The sequence below is a fragment of the Mesorhizobium sp. LMG 17147 genome (assembly GCF_024297145.1).
GTDB lineage: Bacteria > Pseudomonadota > Alphaproteobacteria > Rhizobiales > Rhizobiaceae > Mesorhizobium.
In genome coordinates this window covers 224,385-242,660 of sequence record NZ_JANCTC010000006.1, presented here as the reverse complement: position 1 = coordinate 242,660, position 18,276 = coordinate 224,385, and the positions used below count along the sequence as shown (strand labels likewise).

Below are 18,276 nucleotides of genomic sequence, written 5' to 3'. Positions count from 1 at the left end.
GCGCCGGCCGGCCCCCTGACCCACCCGTTCAAGGGCCGGCCGGTATTTTTTGCGAAGCATGGAACGCATTATGATGTGGGAAGCCCTGATGATGCTGCGGCTGCTTGCCTCCCTGGGCTCGCCCCTGACGATCCGCCCCGGCGCTAATGCCAGCCAGCGGATCCTGCCGAACCAGGCGCTGACGGGAGCGATTCGGCTGAGCTTCGCCGCTTATCGCCTGACACTCCCAATCGCCTCGCCCAACATCAAGAACGATGACCGCAAAATTGCGTAAACGATATCTTCTTCTGCTGGCTTTGCTTGTCGTGGTGGCCGCCGTCGCCGCGCTCAAGGCCTATGGTCGCACGGCGCCCGTACCGGCCACGCAGACACCAGCGTCGGCGGCGACACTTACGGTTTCCGTGGAGAAGGTGGTCCCCCAGACGGTGACATCCTCGGTCAGCGCGACCGGCACCGTCGCCGCTTGGCAGGAAGCGACGATCGGCGCGGAAGAGAGCGGCCTGCGCCTGACCGAGGTTCTGGTGGCGGAGGGCGATCATGTGAAAGCCGGCGATGTCGTCGCGCGGTTGGACGACTCGCTTCTCAAGGCCCAGCTCGCCGAAGAGAAGGCGGCCGTCGCCCAAGCGCAGGCGACGCTCGACTCCGCGCTGTCGGCCGCCGCACGCGCCAACAAGCTGCTGGCCAGCAATGCCGTCAGCGCAGAGACCGCCGAGGAAAAGGCGACCGCCGTCAAGACCGGCAAGGCCAGTGTCGATCAGGCCCAAGCCGCGGCCGAGCGGCTGCAGGCCCAACTCGACAGGACGACCATCCGCGCCCCGTTCGACGGCATCGTCTCCAGCAAGCCGGCTGTGAAAGGCTCCATCGTCCAGGCCGGCACCGAGCTGATGAAGATCGTCCGCGACGGCAGGCTGGAGGTTGGCGCGCTAGTCCCTGAAAAGGATCTCGCGGCAATCTCGGCCGGTCAGCCGGCCAACATCGTCGACGCGGCCGGCCGCGCCTTTTCCGGCAGCGTTTCCCAGATAGCCGAGACGGTCAACTCGACCACCCGGCTCGCCACCGTCTATGTCGCCATCGGCGAAGGCTCGGGCCTCAAGCCCGGCATGTTCGCCCGCGTCACGATCGAGACGACGGCTTCCCGGCAGCTGACCGTCGCCGAAACGGCCTTGGTCTGGCATGCCGGCAAACCGGCTGTGTTCGTCGTCGGCGATGACGGCAAGGTCACCGAGCGTCCAGTCGTCACGGGCACGCGCCAGAACGGCCGCGTCGCCATCGAAAGCGGCTTGTCGGAAGGCGACCGCGTCGTCGTCGCCGGCGCCGGCTTCCTCAACGACGGCAATCTCGTGCGTGTCGCCGACGACGAGACGAAGGCGGCCGATGCCGCAAGCACGGCGGACCCGGCGCAATGAACGCCATCTCCTCCTGGTCGATCCGCAATCCGGTTCCGACCATCGTGCTGTTCCTGTCGCTCAGCGTTGCCGGCGTTTACGGCTTCATGCAGCTGCGCACCAACAACATGCCCGATATCGACCTGCCGACCGTCACGGTCACCGTGGCGCAGCCGGGCGCAGCGCCGAGCGAAATGGAAGTCCAGGTCGCGCGGGTGATCGAAAACGCGGTGGCAACCCTTGAAGGCGTCGACGACGTCTCGACCTCGATCAGCGAAGGCTCATCCGTCACCACCGTCGAATTCACCCTCGGCACGGATCCCGAGACTGCGACAAACGATGTCCGCAACGCCGTCTCCGGCGTGCAGTCCAGTCTGCCGGCCGCGGCCCAGACGCCGGTCGTGGCGAAGGTCAACGCAACCGGCAATTCGGTGCTGACCTTCGTCGTCGAGGCGCCGACCATGTCGCCCGACGCACTGAGCTGGTACATCGACAATGACGTCGCCAAGGTCCTGCTCGGTGTTGACGGCGTCTCCAAGATCACCCGTTCCGGCGGCGTCGACCGCGTCATCCGCGTCGAGCTCGACCCCGACCGCCTCGCCGCTCTCGGCATCAGCGCCGGCGACGTCAGCCAGACGCTGGCCTCCAACAACGTCAACCAGCCGGGCGGCCGCGCCAATATCGGCGGTCAGGAGCAGTCGGTGCGCACGCTGGCCAGCGCCACGACCGTCGAAGCGCTGGCCGACACCCGCATCGCGCTGAGCGGCGCCGGCGACGTCAAGCTCTCCGACCTCGGCACCGTCGTCGACAGCTGGGAAAAGCCGCGCCAGGCGGCCTATCTCGACGGCCGGCAGGTCGTCGCCTTCAACATCTACAGATCGGTCGGTTCGAGCGAGATTGACGTGGTCGAGGCCGCCCGCGCCGCGATCGCCGACATGGGCGCCAAGACCACCGTCGCGAAGTTCACCGAAGTCACCTCCTCGTCCGGCTTCGTCCAGGAAAGCTACGACGCCGCCTTCGAAGCCTTGTGGCTCGGCGCGCTGCTCGCCATTGGCGTGGTCTGGCTGTTCCTGCGCGACATCAGGGCGACGCTGGTGTCGGCTGTGGCGATGCCGCTGTCGCTGATCCCGACCTTCGCGGTGATGGCGGCCTTCAACATCTCGCTCAACAACATCACGCTGCTGGCGCTTTCGCTGGTCGTCGGTATCCTTGTCGACGATGCCATCGTCGAGATCGAGAACATCGTGCGCCATATGCGCCAGACCGGCGTCAGCGCCTATCAGGCGGCGATCGAGGCGGCCGACGAGATCGGGCTTGCCGTGGTGGCAACCACCGCGACCATCGTCGCAGTCTTCCTGCCGGTGGCTTTCATGTCCGGCATTCCAGGCAAATTCTTCCTGAGTTTTGCCGTCGTCGTCTGTGTCTCGGTGCTGTTCTCGCTGCTGGTGGCGCGCATGCTCACCCCGCTGATGGGCGCCTATCTGGTGCGCGCCGGCGGCCACGAAGAAGGCGACATGCCGGCCTGGGTACCTGCCTATCTGTGGCTGCTGCGCAAGGCGCTCGACCATCGCTGGATCGCGCTCGTTGCCGGCATCGCCTTCTTCGCCGGCTCGATGATGCTGGCGACGCACTTGCCGACCGAATTCATGGCGGCGGCGGATCGCGGCCGCTCGATGATCTCGGTCGAGCTGCAGCCCGGTTCGACCATCGAGCAGACCACGGCGGTGGTGCAGGACATCACCAGGCGGCTCAAGAAGGAGCCGGCCGTCGACAGCGTGTTTGCCACGATCGGCACGGCCGCCTCTTCGGGAGGCGGGCCGAACCAAAGCTCGAGCTCGGCCGAGGTGCGCACGGCGACCGTCACGGTCAACCTGAAGCCGCGCGCCGAACGCACCATGAGCCAGCAGCAATTCGAGGCCGAGGCTTCTCCGAAGCTCAACGACATTCCAGGCGCCCGCATCCAGTTCGGCGCCGACGGCTTCTCCGGCGCCAAGGTGTCGATAACGCTGGTCGGCGACGATGGCGAAGCTCTCGAAAAGGCAAGCGATGCGCTGATCGACGGGATGAAATCGGTTCCCGGACTGATCAATCCGACATCGACGGCAGCCACCACCAAGCCCGAGCTGATCGTGCGGCCCGACAGCGCCAAGGCTGCCGAGCTCGGCGTTACGCCGACCGAGATTGCCGCGACGGTCAAGATCGCCACTATCGGCGACACCGACACCAGCCTGGCGAAATTCAATCTCGGCGACCGTCAGGTCTCGATCATCGTCACCTTGCCCGATGGCGCCATCGACGATCCGGCAAAGCTCTCCATGCTGCCGCTGACCGGCACCAAGGGCGTCGTTCCGCTTGGCGCCGTCGCCGATATCGGCTTCAACGCCGGCCCGAACAGCATCACGCGCGTCGACAGGAGCCGCAGCGCCACGGTCGAGGCCGACCTTTCCGGCCTGACGCTCGGCCAGGCGACCACCGCCATTCGCGCGCTGCCGATCATGAAAAGCCTGCCTGCCGGCGTGCATGAGCTTGCGCGCGGCGATGCCCAGCGCATGCAGGAGCTGTTCTCTGGTTTCGCGACCGCGATCGCAGCGGGCATTATCCTGATGTACCTGACGTTGGTGCTGCTCTTCCGCAGCTTCGTCCAGCCGGTGACCATCCTGGTCGCGTTGCCGCTGTCGGTCGGCGGCGCGCTTGGTTTCCTGCTCGTTACCGGCAAGGCGCTCGGCATCTCACCGTTGATCGGCATACTGATGCTGATGGGCATCGCGGCCAAGAACTCGATCCTGCTCGTCGAGTATGCTCTCGTCGCCGAGAAGGAGCACGGCATGAGCCGCTTCGAGGCACTGCTCGACGCCGCCCGCAAGCGAGCTCGCCCCATCGTCATGACATCGATCGCCATGGGCGCCGGCATGCTGCCGATCGCGCTCGGCATCGGCGCCGACGCCGAGACGCGTGCGCCGATGGCAATCGCCGTCATCGGCGGGCTCCTCTCCTCGACCGTGCTCAGCCTCGTCTATGTGCCGGTGGTCTACACCTTCATGGACGACATCCAGCATTTCCTCGCCCGTCACCTCGGCAAGCTGTTGGTCGAACCGCCCGGCGCGGACGGCCGGGCGAGGACCACAACTCCAGGGAAAAATCCAGCCAATGCATACCCAACCTGATCGTTCTCCATCGCCGGCAAGGCTACGCCGCCTGTCTCCCTGGGCGGGAATCCTGTGCGCCGCGCTTCTGCTAGCGGCCTGTTCGCAGGAGAAGAGCCAGGTGCCACCCGGCATGGGAGGCGCCGGCAGGCCTGAGGTCGGCGTCGTCACGCTGCATCCGCAATCGGTCGCGATCACCGCCGAGCTGCCGGGCCGCACGGTCGCCTCCCTCGTTGCGGAGGTGCGCCCTCAGGTCGACGGCATCATCCAGTCGCGCCTGTTCAAGGAGGGCAGCGAGGTTGCCAAGGGCGATGCGCTCTACCAGATCGGTCCGGCGAGTTACCAGGCCTCCTATGACAGCGCGATCGCCACCGAGCAGAAAGCCGAGGCAGCGGTGCCGAGCGCGCAGGCGAAGTTCGACCGCTATGCCGGATTGATCAGTCAGAATGCGGTGAGCAAGCAGGATTATGATGACGCCGCCGCCTCGCTGGCGCAGGCCAAGGCCGAAGTTGCGTCAGCCAAAGCAAGCGTCGAGACTGCACGCATCAATTTGGCCTACACGAAGATCATCGCGCCCATCGGCGGGCGCGTCGACAAGTCCTCGCTGACGCCTGGAGCCCTTGTGACGGCAAACCAGACCGATGCCCTCACCACCATACGCACGCTCGATCCGATCAATGTCGACGTCACGGAATCGAGCACCAACCTTCTCGACCTGCGCCAAGCAATTGCCGAGGGGCGGCTGAAGTTCAACGGCGAAGGTGTCAGCGTGAAGCTGAAGCTCGAGAACGGCACCATCTATTCGCAGACCGGCAAGATGGAATTCGCCGAGGCCAATGTCAGCGAGACCACTGGCACGTTCGGGCTGAGGGCCCAGTTCCCCAATCCCGACCGGCTGCTGCTGCCAGGCATGTATGTGCGCGCAATCGTCGAGGCGGCGGTGGCACCGAACAGCTATCTGGTGCCGCAGCGCGGCGTCACCCGCAATACCAAGGGCGAGCCGACAGCCATGGTCGTTAATGCCGACGGCAAAGTTGAACAACGCATTCTCAGTGTGCGCAACAGCGTCGGCAACGACTGGCTGGTGGATCAGGGTATCAGTGACGGCGAGCGTATCATCGTCGAAGGCACGCAACTCGTGAAGGCCGGAGCGGAGGCGACGCCGGTCGAAGTGACGATCGACCCGACGACCGGCGAGGTCAAAGAGCATCAGTCCTCGGCCGCGCCGGCTCCCGTGCAAGCAGCCGATAGCGGACAGAAACCGGCGCAAGGCGCCTCAAGCAGCAACTGAGGCAAATCATGTCCGGCTTCTTCATTAACCGGCCGATCTTCGCCTGGGTGATCGCCATCGTGATCATGCTGGGCGGCCTGCTGGCGCTCCGATCGCTGCCGATCTCGCAATATCCGCAGATCGCGCCGACCACCGTCAACATCAGCGCCAGCTATCCCGGCGCGGATGCACAGACGGTCGAGAACTCCGTGACCAAGGTCATCGAACAGGGCATGACCGGCATCGACAATCTCGACTACATGACGGCGACCTCGACCTCGACGGGTTCGGCCTCGATCACTCTGACCTTCACCAGCGGCGCCAACGCGGACACCGCCCAGGTGCAGACGCAGAACAAGCTGCAGCTGGTGCAGTCGCAGCTGCCGCAGGTCGTCCAGAACAACGGCATCACCGTCTCCAAATCCTCGACCGGCTTCCTGATGGTCATCGGCTTCGTCTCCAGCGACGGCAAGATGAACTCGACCGACCTCGCCGACTATGTCGACTCAACCGTCAACGACAAGCTGAAACGCGTCGAAGGTGTGGGCTCCACCCAGCTTTTCGGCTCCGGCTACGCCATGCGCATCTGGCTCGACCCGGACAAGCTCTCCAAATATGCGCTGATGCCGAGCGACGTGTCGTCGGCGATCGAGGCGCAGAACACCCAGGTTTCGGCAGGACAGCTTGGCGCTTTGCCGGCACTCAAGGGACAGCAGCTCAACGCCACGGTAACGGCGAAGAGCCGGCTGCAGACCGCCGAGCAGTTCCGCAACATCATCCTGAAGAGCAACACCGACGGCTCGCTGGTCAGGCTGAACGATGTCGCCAAGGTCGAGATCGGCGCCGAAAGCTACACCACCCAAGCCCACTACAACGGCAAGCCGGCCGCCGGTGTCGCCGTCAGCCTGGCGACCGGCGCCAATGCCCTCAACACCGCAGAAGCAGTGCGCGCGACCATCAACCGCCTGAGCTCGACCTTCCCGCAAGGCGTCGAGGTCGTCTACCCGTACGACACCTCGCCCTTCGTGCGCCTGTCGATCGAGGAAGTGGTGAAGACGCTCGCCGAAGCGATCGTGCTGGTGTTTTTGGTGATGCTGCTTTTTCTGCAGAACCTGCGCGCCACCATCATCCCGACGATCGCCGTGCCGGTGGTGCTGCTCGGCACGTTCGGCGTGCTCTCCTTCTTCGGCTATTCGATCAACACGCTCACCATGTTCGCCATGGTTCTGGCCATCGGCCTGCTCGTCGACGACGCCATCGTCGTGGTCGAGAATGTCGAACGCGTGATGCAGGAGGAAGGCCTGCCGCCGAAGGAAGCGACGCGCAAGTCGATGAACGAGATCACCGGCGCGCTGATCGGCATCGCCACGGTGCTCTCGGCCGTGTTCGTGCCGATGGCTTTCTTCGGCGGCTCCACCGGCATTATCTACCGGCAATTCTCGGTCACCATCGTCTCGGCGATGGTGCTCTCGGTACTGGTTGCGCTTGTGCTGACGCCGGCGCTTTGCGCCACGATCCTGCGCGCGCCAAAGGACCATGCGACGCAGCGGGGCCCCTTCGGCTGGTTCAACCGCCTCTTCGACCGCGGCACGATCGCTTATCGCGACGGCTCGCATGGCATCATCAACCGTCCCTGGCGCTTCCTTGCCGTGTTCCTTGCGATCGTCCTTGCCATGGGCTGGATGTTCGCCCGTCTGCCGAGCTCGTTCCTGCCCGACGAGGACCAGGGCATCCTGATCACCAGCGCTTCACTGCCGGCCGGCGCAACGCAGGATCGCACCGAACGCGTGCTCGCCAAGGTGACCGACCACTATCTCAACGAAGAGAAGGACGCGGTCGAAGGCGTGTTCACGGCTTCCGGCTTCGGCTTCGGCGGCGCCGGGCAGAATGTCGGCATCGCCTTCGTGCGGATGAAGGATTTCGACCAGCGCAAGACCAAGGCGCTTTCCGCATCGGCGGTCGCCGGCCGCGCCATGGGCGCCTTCTCCAGGATCAGGGACGCCCAGGTCTTCGCGCTCGCCCCGCCCGCCATCCAGGGTTTCGGCAACACCAACGGCTTCGATTTCTATCTGCAGGACGTCAATGGCGCCGGCCATGAGGCGCTGATCCAGACGCGCAACCAGCTTCTGGGTCTCGCCGCAAAGAGCAAGCTACTCGCCAACACTCGTCCCAACGGCCAGGAGGATCAGCCGCAATTCTCGGTCGATATCGACCAGGAGAAGGCGAGCGCGCTGGGCATTAGCCTCGCCGACATCAACGACACGCTGTCGACCGCCTGGGGCAGCGACTACGTCAACGACTTCATCGATCGCGGCCGCGTCAAGCCGGTCTATCTGCAATCCGCTCCAGAGTTCCGCATGCAGCCGCACGACCTGGAAAGATGGCAGGTCCGTAACTCGAGTAGCGCAATGGTGCCGTTCTCGGCCTTCGCCTCAAGCCACTGGACCTACGGATCGCCCCGCCTCGAACGCTACAATGGCTCGGCGGCGGTCGAGATCCAGGGCGCCGCGGCTGCCGGTCAAAGCTCGGGCGCCGCCATGGACGAGATCGACAGGCTGGTCGCGCAACTGCCTGCCGGGTACTCGCATGAATGGACGGGGCTGTCGCATCAGGAAAAGCTTTCCGGCAACCAGGCGATGTCGCTCTACGCGATTTCGGCGCTGGTCGTGTTCCTCTGCCTCGCGGCGCTCTATGAAAGCTGGTCGATCCCCTTCGCGGTGATGCTGTCGGTGCCGATCGGCATCTTCGGTGCGCTGGCGGCGGCCACTCTCTTCGGCCAGACCAACGATGTCTACTTCAAGGTCGGCCTGCTCACCACGATCGGTCTTGCCGCCAAGAACGCCATCCTCATCGTCGAGTTCGCCATCGAGCACCAGTCCGCCGGAATGGGGTTGGTCGAGGCGACGCTCGAGGCGGCGCGACAGCGCCTGCGGCCGATCCTGATGACGTCGCTGGCCTTCATCCTCGGCGTCACACCTCTGGCGATCGCCAGCGGCGCGGGCTCGGGCGCGCAGAACTCGGTCGGCATCGGCGTGATGGGCGGCATGATCGCGGCGACCGTGATCGGCGTCTTCCTGGTGCCGCTTCTCTTCGTCACGGTCCGCCGTATCTTCAAAGGCAGGGCAGCCAACCATAATTCGAGCGGGACGCCAGCCACAGCCACTCAAGAATAGAGGTCTCTTCCATGACAGGTTTCGAACGCGGTCTCGCGACCGCGAAGGGGCTCTTTTTGCCCGCATTTGCCGCCGCCCTGCTCTCGGGATGCGTCGTCGGTCCGGACTACCAGAAACCTCTGCTGGCGATGCCGGCAAGCTGGGGCGGGCAGAAGGCGGCGGCAAGGCCGGCAAAGCCGGCGCAGCTGTCGCAATGGTGGCGGCGCCTGCGCGATCCCGAGCTGAACGCGCTTGTGGACGAAGCGGTTGCCGGCAACCTAGATGTCGCCACCGCCAGGGCCAAGATCCGCGAGGCGCGGGCAAGCTACCGCCAGTCGGTCGGCACGTTGCTCCCCTCCGCCGACGGTTCGGCCTCGGCCACCCGCAACAGGGTATCGGCCACCACCGCCGGCACCACAGCCAGCGAGACCTATAGCCAGTATCAGGCAGGCTTCGATGCCAGTTGGGAACTCGACCTCTTCGGCGCCAACCGCCGCAGCGTCGAGGCCGCCAGCTACGGCTTGGACGCTTCCGAGGAAAGCCTACGCTCGACCCTGCTGACCTTGGTCGGCGATGTCGCTTCAAACTATATCCAGGCACGTGGCTATCAGGCCCGCATCGCGCTTGCCCGGCGCTCTGCCGCATCGCAGCGGCAAACCGCCCAGCTCACCCGCACAATGGCCTTAGCCGGCTCGGCGACCGCGGCGGATGTAGCCAAGGCGGAAGGACAGGCCAGCGGCACGGAAGCCGGCGTTCCGAGTCTGGAAGCCAGCTATGCCGAGGCTGTGCATCGCCTTTCCGTGCTGACCGGGCGGCCGCCAGCGGCCCTCAACGAGCGCTTGAGGCACGCAACGCCGATCCCAGCGCCCCGCCTGCCGATCCCGACCGGCATCCCGGCCGACATCCTGCGCACCCGTCCGGACGTGCGCATGGCCGAGCGGCAGTATGCGCAGTCCACCGCCAAGATCGGCCAGGCCGAGGCGGCGCGCTATCCGAGCGTCAGCCTGACCGGCGATATCAGCACCACGGCGCTCAAGCTCGGCGATCTCGGCAAGAACTCCACCATCGGCTGGTCCTTTGGCCCGACGCTCAGCGTTCCATTGTTCAATGGCGGCCAGTTGCAGGCGGCCGTCGACGTCGCCAAAGCCCAACGCGACCAGTATTTCGTCGCCTACAAGGCTGCCGTGCTGACGGCGCTGGAAGACGTGGAGAACGCCACGGTCTCGCTGTCGCAGGAGCGCATCAGGAACGGCAAGCTCACCTCCTCCGCGAAGTCGTACGGCGATGCCGCGCGGCTTGAAGGAATGCTTTACAAGGCTGGCGAGACCAGCCTTCTCGACGTGCTCGATGCGCAACGCTCGGCCTATTCCGCCGACGACTCCGTCCTGCAAAGCCGCGTCTCGATCGCCACCGATTACATAGCCTTGAACAAGGCGCTTGGCGGCGGTTGGAACGGCGCGATCGACACCGCCAGGCGCGAAATCATCGATGTCCGCACTGGTCCGCGACTGGCATCGAACATGCGGTGAGTGCGTTCAGACCGAGGCGGACACGCGGTCAACGGCACAGCTTCGACAAAGAGCAGATCGCTAGCAAAGGATGCCTTCGAGATGAGCGGCGGGCGTGTAAAGCCATCGGCTGTTGCCGCATGACGGTTCGCTACGAGACCAGCAGGCCGGACGACCGCGCCTTGCGGGAGCGGATGAAGGCGATCGCACAGGACCGTCGCCGGTTCGGCTATCGGCGCCTTCTCGTGATGCTGAGGCGCGAAGGCCTGGTCGTGAACCACAAGAAGCTGTTCCGGCTCTACCGGGAGGAGAAGCTGACCGTTCGCCGCCGGGGCGGTCGCAAGCGGGCAATCGGCACCAGAGCGCCGATGCTAGTGCCGCTGCGTCCCGACGAGCGGTGGTCGCTCGACTTCGTGTCGGACCAGCTCACCGACGGGCGCCGCTTCCGCATCCTCGCCGTCGTGGACGACTGCACACGCGAGTGCCTGGCGCTGGTGGCCGACACGTCGCTCTCCGGTATGCGGGTCGCACGAGAGCTGGATCGGCTCATCGGCGAGCGCGGGCTACCGGCGATGATCGTCAGCGACAATGGCAGCGAGTTCACCTCAAACGCTATCCTGGCCTGGGCCGATCAGAACCGTGTCGAATGGCATTCCATCGCTCCGGAAGCCGATGCAGGATCGCTTCATCGAGAGCTTCAATGGCCGCTTGCGCGACGAGCTGCTGAACGACACGTTGTTCTCCTCGCTGGCTCAGACGCGCGTTACACTCGACTTGTGGCGAGTGGACTACAACACCGCCCGACCTCACTCCCAGATCGCATGGCAGACGCCTGACGAGTTCGCCAACACCTTCAATCCGCGACGGTCAATCGCGCTGCGCTACGCCAAAGGCTCCGCGCCATCGACCGCCGCTTCACCCGCCCAGCAGGGCAATGCCAACGCCGGAAACGAACTCACAACTGGATAGAAACTGGGGGCAACGTCACCGATACTCGGATGCGGCCGTTAATCGGCAGCACCTCGAGCATTCGCTTAAAGGCAGTATCACGCATGCGGGTGGCGATCATTAACTCCGCTTCAGGTGGCGCACTGGCAACTGTGAGCGTGTGCGATGAGCCCTCCGCATCATTCTCCGATGGAGCAAGCTTCGCGAATACAGCCGATTGTCCGGCGACGTATGTGAAAGTCCGCTTTAAGGTAATGCAGAAGCTGATTTCAACGGCCGAGATCAGGCGCAAAGCTGCCACATGCCCGGGCGCATAAGATGCACTCAGACATCTTGAACTTGCGCGATTCCAGTGCTTGAGGCATTCGCGCTTCGATTGGATGCCGCTTAAGGCGACGCGGCGTCGACCATCGCAGCGCGATACCGCCCGTAGCCGATCTTCACAAGCAGACCCTCTTTGCACATCCGGGACAGGTAACACCGGGGTATTCCTGCGCCCGTCAGGTCACAGGTCCGCACTTCACCGCACTTCCGAGCGAGAGCAACAGCTCGGTCCCGAAGCGAGGGTGTGGGACCACCGGCAAGGCGAAGTGCTTCCGCGCGGTCTCTATCGCGTTTTCGCAACTTGGGTTCTTGCTGCGAATTTGGGCGAAGGGCTATGGAGAATTCGTAATTCGCGGCTTCGCCGATCCCGGCGAGCCACCGCCTCTTCTGCGCTATGGCGCGATATTGCGCGCCAGCGCGCGTTCCCTGCGCTACGATCCGCTCCACTTGTGCTAGAATGGCGGCAAACAGCGGAGAGGCCGATCGAAGTCAGCGGTAAGCTGGCGTAGCGCCTACCTCGCCTAGGCTTGCAAGGCCCTCATCACAGATTCGGCGGCGACATTGTGAAAAGACTTGCACCGGCGCGATCGCGCCGAAACAAGCCGTTACATAGATTCGGCTGACGAAACCGTCCAGCTCGAGAACCGGAAGAATTGACCAAGCGACCACTGTCAGGCTGTCGCTGGACGACTGCTTCGCGCCTAATATCGAACTTTCGGGTATCTATTCTCCGTTCCTAAAAGCAGACGCCGGGGGCGCGCGAGTGCGTTTGAGTTTGAACTCGTATCGTTGGGGTACTTGCAACTCCTTTGTGTGCTACTTCCCGAACCGCGCGCCAGAAGTTGGCTAGTCTCGAGGAAGTAGTTCCAGGCAGCTTGTAATCGCATCAGCTTCAACTGGTTTCTCCAGAAACGCACGGGCGCCTGCAGCCATCACCTTGTTTCGCGTCGCCTCGTTTGGGAAAGCCGTCATGAAGATCATCGGAAAAATCCGGCCTCTTGCTATCAGCTCCGCCTGAAGTTCGTCGCCCGACATTCCGGGCATCTGGATGTCAGTGATCATGCAGCCAGGATCGTCGGCAATTTTATCGTCAAGAAATTCGAGCGCCGACGCATAGCCACACACTTCATAGCCGAGAGATCTGAGCAGGCTGGCGAGCGAGCTTCGCACTCCGTCATCGTCATCCACGATCGCAATCTTGGGAATCTTGAGCATAATCAAAGGCGTTCATGCCGCTCGATTGCAGCAGGTCATCTCCACAGAGCCACCCGTCATCCATGAGGCACATTGGCCCGAAAGGAAATCATACGGAGGTTTGCACCACGCCGGTCAGCGACCTGAAATACCCAGCGCCTCTGCCTTGCGAACAAGGTCCGCGAGCGTGCGGACGCCCATCTTGCGCATGACATTGCCGCGATGGATCTTCACCGTGATTTCCGAAAGCCCGATCACGCCCGCCACCTGCTTGTTCATCAGGCCGGCGACGACATGACCCATCACCTCGCGCTCGCGCGGCGTCAACGTTTCATATTCCGCTCGCAGGCGATCGCTCTCCGTGCGCTCGACCCTCCTGACCCGATCCCGCTCGATCGCGCTTGTTACCGCGTCCAGCATGTCCTGGTCGCGAAACGGCTTTGACAGGAAATCGACGGCGCCGGCTTTCATGGCGCGGACCGTCATCGGAATATCGCCGTGACCGGTCATGAAGACCACCGGCAGTTCGATTCCCTGTTTCGTCATCTGCGACTGGAAGTCCAGGCCGCTGACGCCCGGCAGACGGACATCGAGGATGATGCAGCCCGGCGACTGGGGAAGGCTGGCTTGAATCATCTCGGCCGGACTGCCGAACAAGTAGGTCGACATCCCGACCGAGCGGAACAGGCTGTCGAGTGCGTCGCGCACGCCCGGGTCGTCGTCGACGACGACAACAAAGGGAGATGGTCCTGTCGGAGACGAAGCAACTTTCATGGAACTAGCCCTGTTCATGCGGTCGCGCTTGCATCGACGGAGGGTAGGGTCACGCGGAACGTCGCGCCCTGCCGCGGCAGGCTCTCAACTGTCATTCGCCCGCCATGCGCCTCAATCGTTGTCTTGCATATGGCAAGGCCCATTCCCATGCCGTCCTGCTTGGTCGTGAAAAACGGTTCGAACAATCGCTGAAGATGCTCATTCGGTATTCCCGGCCCAGTGTCCTGCACGATGATCTCGATGTCGTCCACCTCGGTTTTGGCGGCGGTTATGAACTGCATGCGCGCGCCGTCCTGCCCGGCCATGGCGTGCGCCGCATTGATCATGAGGTTGACCAGGACTTGCTGCAGCTGAATGCGGTCACCGCGTATGTTGGGAAGGTGAGGCTGCAGGTCGATCTTGAGCTGTATGTTGGCCTTCGCAATCTCACGCTGGACGAGCGCCACGGCGTCTTCCACCAATGCGGACAAGGCCAGTTCGTCTCGATGTGACGGCGCCTTCTTCAGGAAAGCCCTGATGCGCTTCACGATGTCGCTTGCCCTTCGCCCCTCGGCGACAGCGCGCCCGAGCGCGAACTCCACCTCGTTGAGCTCGGGCGGATCGCGGCGGAGCCAGCGCATCCCTGCCTCGCCGTTCGTCACCACCGCCATGAGCGGCTGGCTGACCTCGTGCGCAATCGACGCGGTCAGCTCACCGAGGGTGGCGACGCGCGCGGCGTGGGCAAGTTCCGCCTGTGCCTGCTGGATAGCGTCCTGGGCGCGCTTACGGTCCGTGATGTCCACTACGTATACCAGAGCCTTGTCGCCGTCGTCAGGTGAAGAGGGAAAGGTGATGGTGAACAGCACAGGGACGGCCTTCCCGTCGCTCGAGACCATCTCCGTCTCCCCCTCATAGAAGGCGTCACCGCGCGCAAACGCAACGAGCGCGCCCGGGAAAGTCGTATCGGCCGCACCCAGGACATCGTCCAGCGTGTTCAGGAACTGCGTGCGATCATCCACTGAAAGCATGGACAGGAGCGCTGCATTGACGTCCACGATTCTGATGAGCCGTCTGGCGCGCATGTAGAAGTCCGGGTTGGCGGCGAGATGGTCGGCAATCGAGGTCCCTTCCTGCGCTACGTTGGCAAGCTCGGCTTGGACTGCGCTCCAGTCTTCTTCAATGACGCCGATCCGGCTTGTATCGAACATGCGCCTGTAGCGCCGCTCACTCCTGACCAGTGCTGCATGAGCTGCCTGGCGCTCCGTTATGTCGGTGTGCGTTTCCAGGACGCCAACGCCGTTTCCGTGGCGGTCCCGCTGTATCGCCCAGCGGCTGTCCAGCACGAGCCGCGCACCGGTTCGCGTCTGATGCTCCAAGATCCCCTCCCATCGCCCGCTTTTGAGCAATGCAGCTTCAACCACCGCCCGGTCGGCAGGGTATTTCGTACCGAGCAGTTCGTCCGCCACCCGACCGATCGCCTCGGCTGCGGTCCAGCCATAGACCTCCGCGGCAGCGTCGTTCCAAAAGGTGATGACACCGCGGATGTCGCGAACGAAGATCATGTCGTGCGAGAGGTTCAGCAAGCGAGCCTGCGCAGCCAGGGTTTCCGTGGCGGCCTGACTCTGCAGCGCCAGCGCGGTGGCGATGGCGATGGCCGCAAGGCTTACGGCCGCGCGTAAGGCGGGAGATCCGAAGCTCTCCATGCCGTGGGAAATGACATAGGCCAGCACCGTCAGTACGATGGCGCCAGCAGCGGCGACCAACACGTCCGCTCGCCGCGAGGTGCGGGCCGCAATGAGTACGACGAGCACGTAGAGTACCGCGATCGCTCCCTCGAGCGGCGACAGCACGTCGAACAGGAAGATGCCAAGCGCAAGGAGGACTGCCGCCAAGCGGTAGACGCTGTTGCTCATGCTATGTCTCGGTTTAGTGAACCGAAGTCGCTTGGCAAACCTGGGGAGCCGAGCGCCGAGATGGCCCGGCGTACTGCAGATGAGCAAAACAGCCGACCATCTGGCCACGGGCGTTCACCGGCTCGGCCGGCTGGAAGGTCTTATCGCAAAGGGGCCGCATTCCTCGAAATCCCTCCAGGTCATATCACCGCCTTCTGACAGCCCATTTTCGGGCAGGTAGAATGGCAATTCAACCGAAAAGACCGAGCCATCGTTCTCGACCGACTGGCCACCGATCGGATGGGGGGAGCAGGTCGGCGGCCTGACGCACGATTGTCAGACCGAGACCCAGCCAGTCGATCGGCCGTCTGGCCGCCCCACCCGACGGCGACGCTACCCGCTTCCGGTGATCGGCCTCATGAAGCTCGGCTTCACGGCGCTGTCTCGCCTGCGGCTTGCTCGATCAACTCCGCCACGGCCGCAGGGTGCGACACCATCACGACATGGGACGCGCCCTTGACGGAGACGGTTTTGCGCGCGTGAGCCCGTTCAGCCATGAACTCGGAGACCCGCGGCGGAATGTTCTTGTCGGCATCGCCGTAGATGAACCAGCTGGGTATGGCTTTCCAGGCCGCATTGGCCTGGCGTTCGTTGAGAGCGGCTTCGGTGATCGGGCGTTGCGTTGCCGCCATCAGCTTCGCTTCGCCGACCGGGACGTCGGCTGCAAACTGGTCGTGAAACTTGTCCTGCTGGATGTACAGATCCGAGCCGCCTTCGGACAATGCGACAGGCTTGGCGAGCGTCGGGCCAAGCGAACTGCCGGGAAACTTGCCGGAAAGCTCCACGGCCGTTTCGCCGACCTCCGGTGCGAAGGCAGCGACGTAGACCAGCGCCTTCACATTCGCCTGGCCCGCGGCGGCTTCGCTGATCACTGAACCCCCATACGAATGGCCGACGAGTACGACAGGAGCCTCGATGCTGGAAGCAAGAGAGGCTATATAGCCGCCGTCTTTCTTGACGCCACGCAAGGGGTTGGCCGCGGCCACGACGGAGTAGCCGTCCTTCTCGAGGATAGCGACAACGCCGTTCCAACTCGACGCATCCGCAAACGCGCCATGCACCAGAACGACAGTCGGCTTTCCGGATTGCGCCTGTGCGCTGCCCAAAGTGGCGGCAATGATGGCCAACCCTGCCAGCAAGGTTTTCATTGTGTGGTCCTTTCGTGTTGGAGATAATTAGACGGCGGAGTTCAGAGCGAGGAAAGGCGGCGACGCAGGCCGAGAGCCCGACCGGTCGTCCGTTTCGTCGCGAGGGAAGTCGGTCCACTGGCTTAGTTCCCGCCACCGTTCCAGCTCTTCCAGCCTTCTGAGATCCGCGTTCACGAGAATCTTCAGGGCATCGCTTCCCACTGGCAGTCGGAATGGCGGATCATCCATTGCCGCTATCTTCAGGATGGCCTGGGCCACGCGAGCCGGGTCGCCCGGTTGCCGACCGTCATAATTGCGCTGCATGCGGGCCGTCTCGCCCACCACTCGATCATATTCGGGGCGGCCCTCCTTGAGGGTGGTCGATACACCGGAGAAATCGGTTCGCATGCCGCCGGGCTCGATCACGGTGACTTTCACCCCGACAAGTCCCATTTCGCGGGCGAGGCATTCCGAGAACCCCTCTATGGCCCACTTCGCCGACGAATAGGGTGCGCGTCCAGGGGCCCCGATACGCCCTCCCACCGACGAAAACTGGATGATGTGCCCGCTGCGCTGCTCGCGCATGATGGGGATAGCGGCCTTGGTCACGATGATGGTGCCGAACAGGTTTGTCTCGATCTGCCTCCGAAAATCCTCCAGTGCAGTGTCCTCTACCGAATTGACGTTTCCATACCCGGCGTTGTTGACCAGCACGTCGAGCCCTCCGAACGTGTCGACGGCAAGCCTCACCGCAGCCTCGGCGGCGTTCGGATCAGTTACATCCAAGGGGAAGGTCCTGACTGATTCACCGAAGCGTGCGCCCAGGTCGGATATATGTTCGGGATTGCGGGCCGTTGCGATAACCTTATGCCCGGCCTCGAGGACTGCTTGGGCAAGCGCGCGGCCCGTTCCTCTCGAAGTCCCAGTGATAAGCCATCTCTGCGTCATTTGTTGTCCCTTTCCATTTTCGCCGCCAAGCACGCTGCACCAAACGCGCGTGGCTATGGTGCGTAGCGCGTGAAGACGTAGTCGTGGTTTTGGACGCGGGCCTCGTGGCAGGCGAAACATGTCTCGTGCTGCGCTAGGTCGACCGGCTTGCCATCAATGAAACGGCCGAAACCCCAGCCGCCACTCGCCGCGTATTTCTTCGAATCCTTGACCATCACCTGCACGGTCGTTGGCGCTCCCGGCACGGATGCCGATTCGAACTCCGCCGACTGGGTTCGCTTCCAGGCCAGCTTCACGAGAACGCTGCCATCGGGGAACGGCAGCGTGCCTTTCCTGTAGGCGTCCAGTGCGACCGCGTTTCCGACGACCGCACGGAGTTCGTTCAGCGGGTCGCCCTCCAGCGCGGGCGCGACCAGCTCCCATTTTCGGTATCCATCCGGAATTGTCACCCCGTAGATCGGGGATGCCTGCGAAGGCTCTTGGGCGCCGGCCCTGTCAATCGCCACGCATGTGATCGCAAGAGCCGCGGACAAGGCTGCGACGGCTGCAATGGCTATATATCGTTTCATCAC

The 18,276-nt window shown here is 63.8% G+C and carries 14 protein-coding genes and 1 pseudogene; 7 read left to right on the top strand and 8 right to left on the bottom strand.

Annotated features, from left to right (window positions below):
* Positions 1–70: 70 nt before the first annotated feature.
* From NMG46_RS14300 to NMG46_RS14270, 7 genes and pseudogenes are all read left to right on the top strand, one after another.
* Positions 71–274, top strand: a complete 204-nt coding sequence (locus NMG46_RS14300) for a hypothetical protein (RefSeq protein WP_254818290.1) — start codon at positions 71–73, stop codon at positions 272–274.
* Positions 267–1,406 (top strand): efflux RND transporter periplasmic adaptor subunit, encoded by a 1,140-nt coding sequence (locus NMG46_RS14295; RefSeq protein WP_254818289.1) that lies wholly within the window; start codon positions 267–269, stop codon positions 1,404–1,406. The genes NMG46_RS14300 and NMG46_RS14295 overlap by 8 nt, the downstream gene beginning before the upstream one ends.
* Positions 1,403–4,549 (top strand): efflux RND transporter permease subunit, encoded by a 3,147-nt coding sequence (locus tag NMG46_RS14290; RefSeq protein WP_254818288.1) that lies wholly within the window; start codon positions 1,403–1,405, stop codon positions 4,547–4,549. The genes NMG46_RS14295 and NMG46_RS14290 overlap by 4 nt, the downstream gene beginning before the upstream one ends.
* Entirely contained in the window at positions 4,533–5,819 is a 1,287-nt protein-coding gene (locus tag NMG46_RS14285) for an efflux RND transporter periplasmic adaptor subunit (protein WP_254818287.1), read from the top strand. Before NMG46_RS14290 ends, NMG46_RS14285 begins: the two co-directional genes overlap by 17 nt.
* A gap of 8 nt (positions 5,820–5,827) precedes the next feature.
* Complete coding sequence (locus NMG46_RS14280) at positions 5,828–8,971, top strand: efflux RND transporter permease subunit (protein ID WP_254818286.1); 3,144 nt, start codon at positions 5,828–5,830, stop codon at positions 8,969–8,971.
* Between the two features lie 11 nt (positions 8,972–8,982).
* Complete coding sequence (locus NMG46_RS14275; RefSeq protein ID WP_254818285.1) at positions 8,983–10,479, top strand: efflux transporter outer membrane subunit; 1,497 nt, start codon at positions 8,983–8,985, stop codon at positions 10,477–10,479.
* 83 nt (positions 10,480–10,562) lie between these two features.
* Positions 10,563–11,427 (top strand): annotated as a pseudogene (locus NMG46_RS14270) (IS3 family transposase); the annotation flags it as partial.
* Here NMG46_RS14270 and NMG46_RS14265 read toward each other — a convergent pair.
* From NMG46_RS14265 to NMG46_RS14235, 8 genes are all read right to left on the bottom strand, one after another.
* Positions 11,414–11,707 carry a hypothetical protein gene (locus NMG46_RS14265; RefSeq protein WP_254818284.1) on the bottom strand — a complete coding sequence of 98 codons (294 nt, stop codon included), beginning with the start codon at positions 11,705–11,707 and terminating at the stop codon, positions 11,414–11,416. The pseudogene NMG46_RS14270 and the gene NMG46_RS14265 sit on opposite strands and share 14 nt — an antisense overlap.
* 86 nt (positions 11,708–11,793) lie before the next feature.
* On the bottom strand, positions 11,794–11,925 hold the full coding sequence (locus tag NMG46_RS29905; RefSeq protein WP_368389296.1) for a type IV toxin-antitoxin system AbiEi family antitoxin domain-containing protein: 132 nt from the start codon (positions 11,923–11,925) through the stop codon (positions 11,794–11,796).
* A gap of 651 nt (positions 11,926–12,576) precedes the next feature.
* The gene (locus NMG46_RS14260) at positions 12,577–12,945 is read right to left on the bottom strand and encodes a response regulator transcription factor (RefSeq protein ID WP_254818283.1); all 369 of its coding nucleotides are present in this window, start codon (positions 12,943–12,945) and stop codon (positions 12,577–12,579) included.
* A gap of 114 nt (positions 12,946–13,059) precedes the next feature.
* The gene (locus NMG46_RS14255) at positions 13,060–13,698 is read right to left on the bottom strand and encodes a response regulator transcription factor (RefSeq protein ID WP_254818282.1); all 639 of its coding nucleotides are present in this window, start codon (positions 13,696–13,698) and stop codon (positions 13,060–13,062) included.
* Positions 13,699–13,712: 14 nt separating this feature from the next.
* Positions 13,713–15,590: an ATP-binding protein gene (locus NMG46_RS14250; protein WP_254818281.1), complete on the bottom strand. Its 1,878-nt coding sequence runs from the start codon at positions 15,588–15,590 to the stop codon at positions 13,713–13,715.
* 410 nt (positions 15,591–16,000) lie between these two features.
* Positions 16,001–16,777 carry an alpha/beta fold hydrolase gene (locus tag NMG46_RS14245; protein ID WP_254818280.1) on the bottom strand — a complete coding sequence of 259 codons (777 nt, stop codon included), beginning with the start codon at positions 16,775–16,777 and terminating at the stop codon, positions 16,001–16,003.
* Positions 16,778–16,804: 27 nt separating this feature from the next.
* Positions 16,805–17,704 carry an oxidoreductase gene (locus NMG46_RS14240; RefSeq protein WP_254818279.1) on the bottom strand — a complete coding sequence of 300 codons (900 nt, stop codon included), beginning with the start codon at positions 17,702–17,704 and terminating at the stop codon, positions 16,805–16,807.
* A 53-nt stretch (positions 17,705–17,757) separates the two neighbouring features.
* Positions 17,758–18,273, bottom strand: coding sequence for a cytochrome P460 family protein (locus tag NMG46_RS14235; protein WP_254818278.1), 516 nt, complete (start codon positions 18,271–18,273; stop codon positions 17,758–17,760).
* Positions 18,274–18,276: the final 3 nt, after the last annotated feature.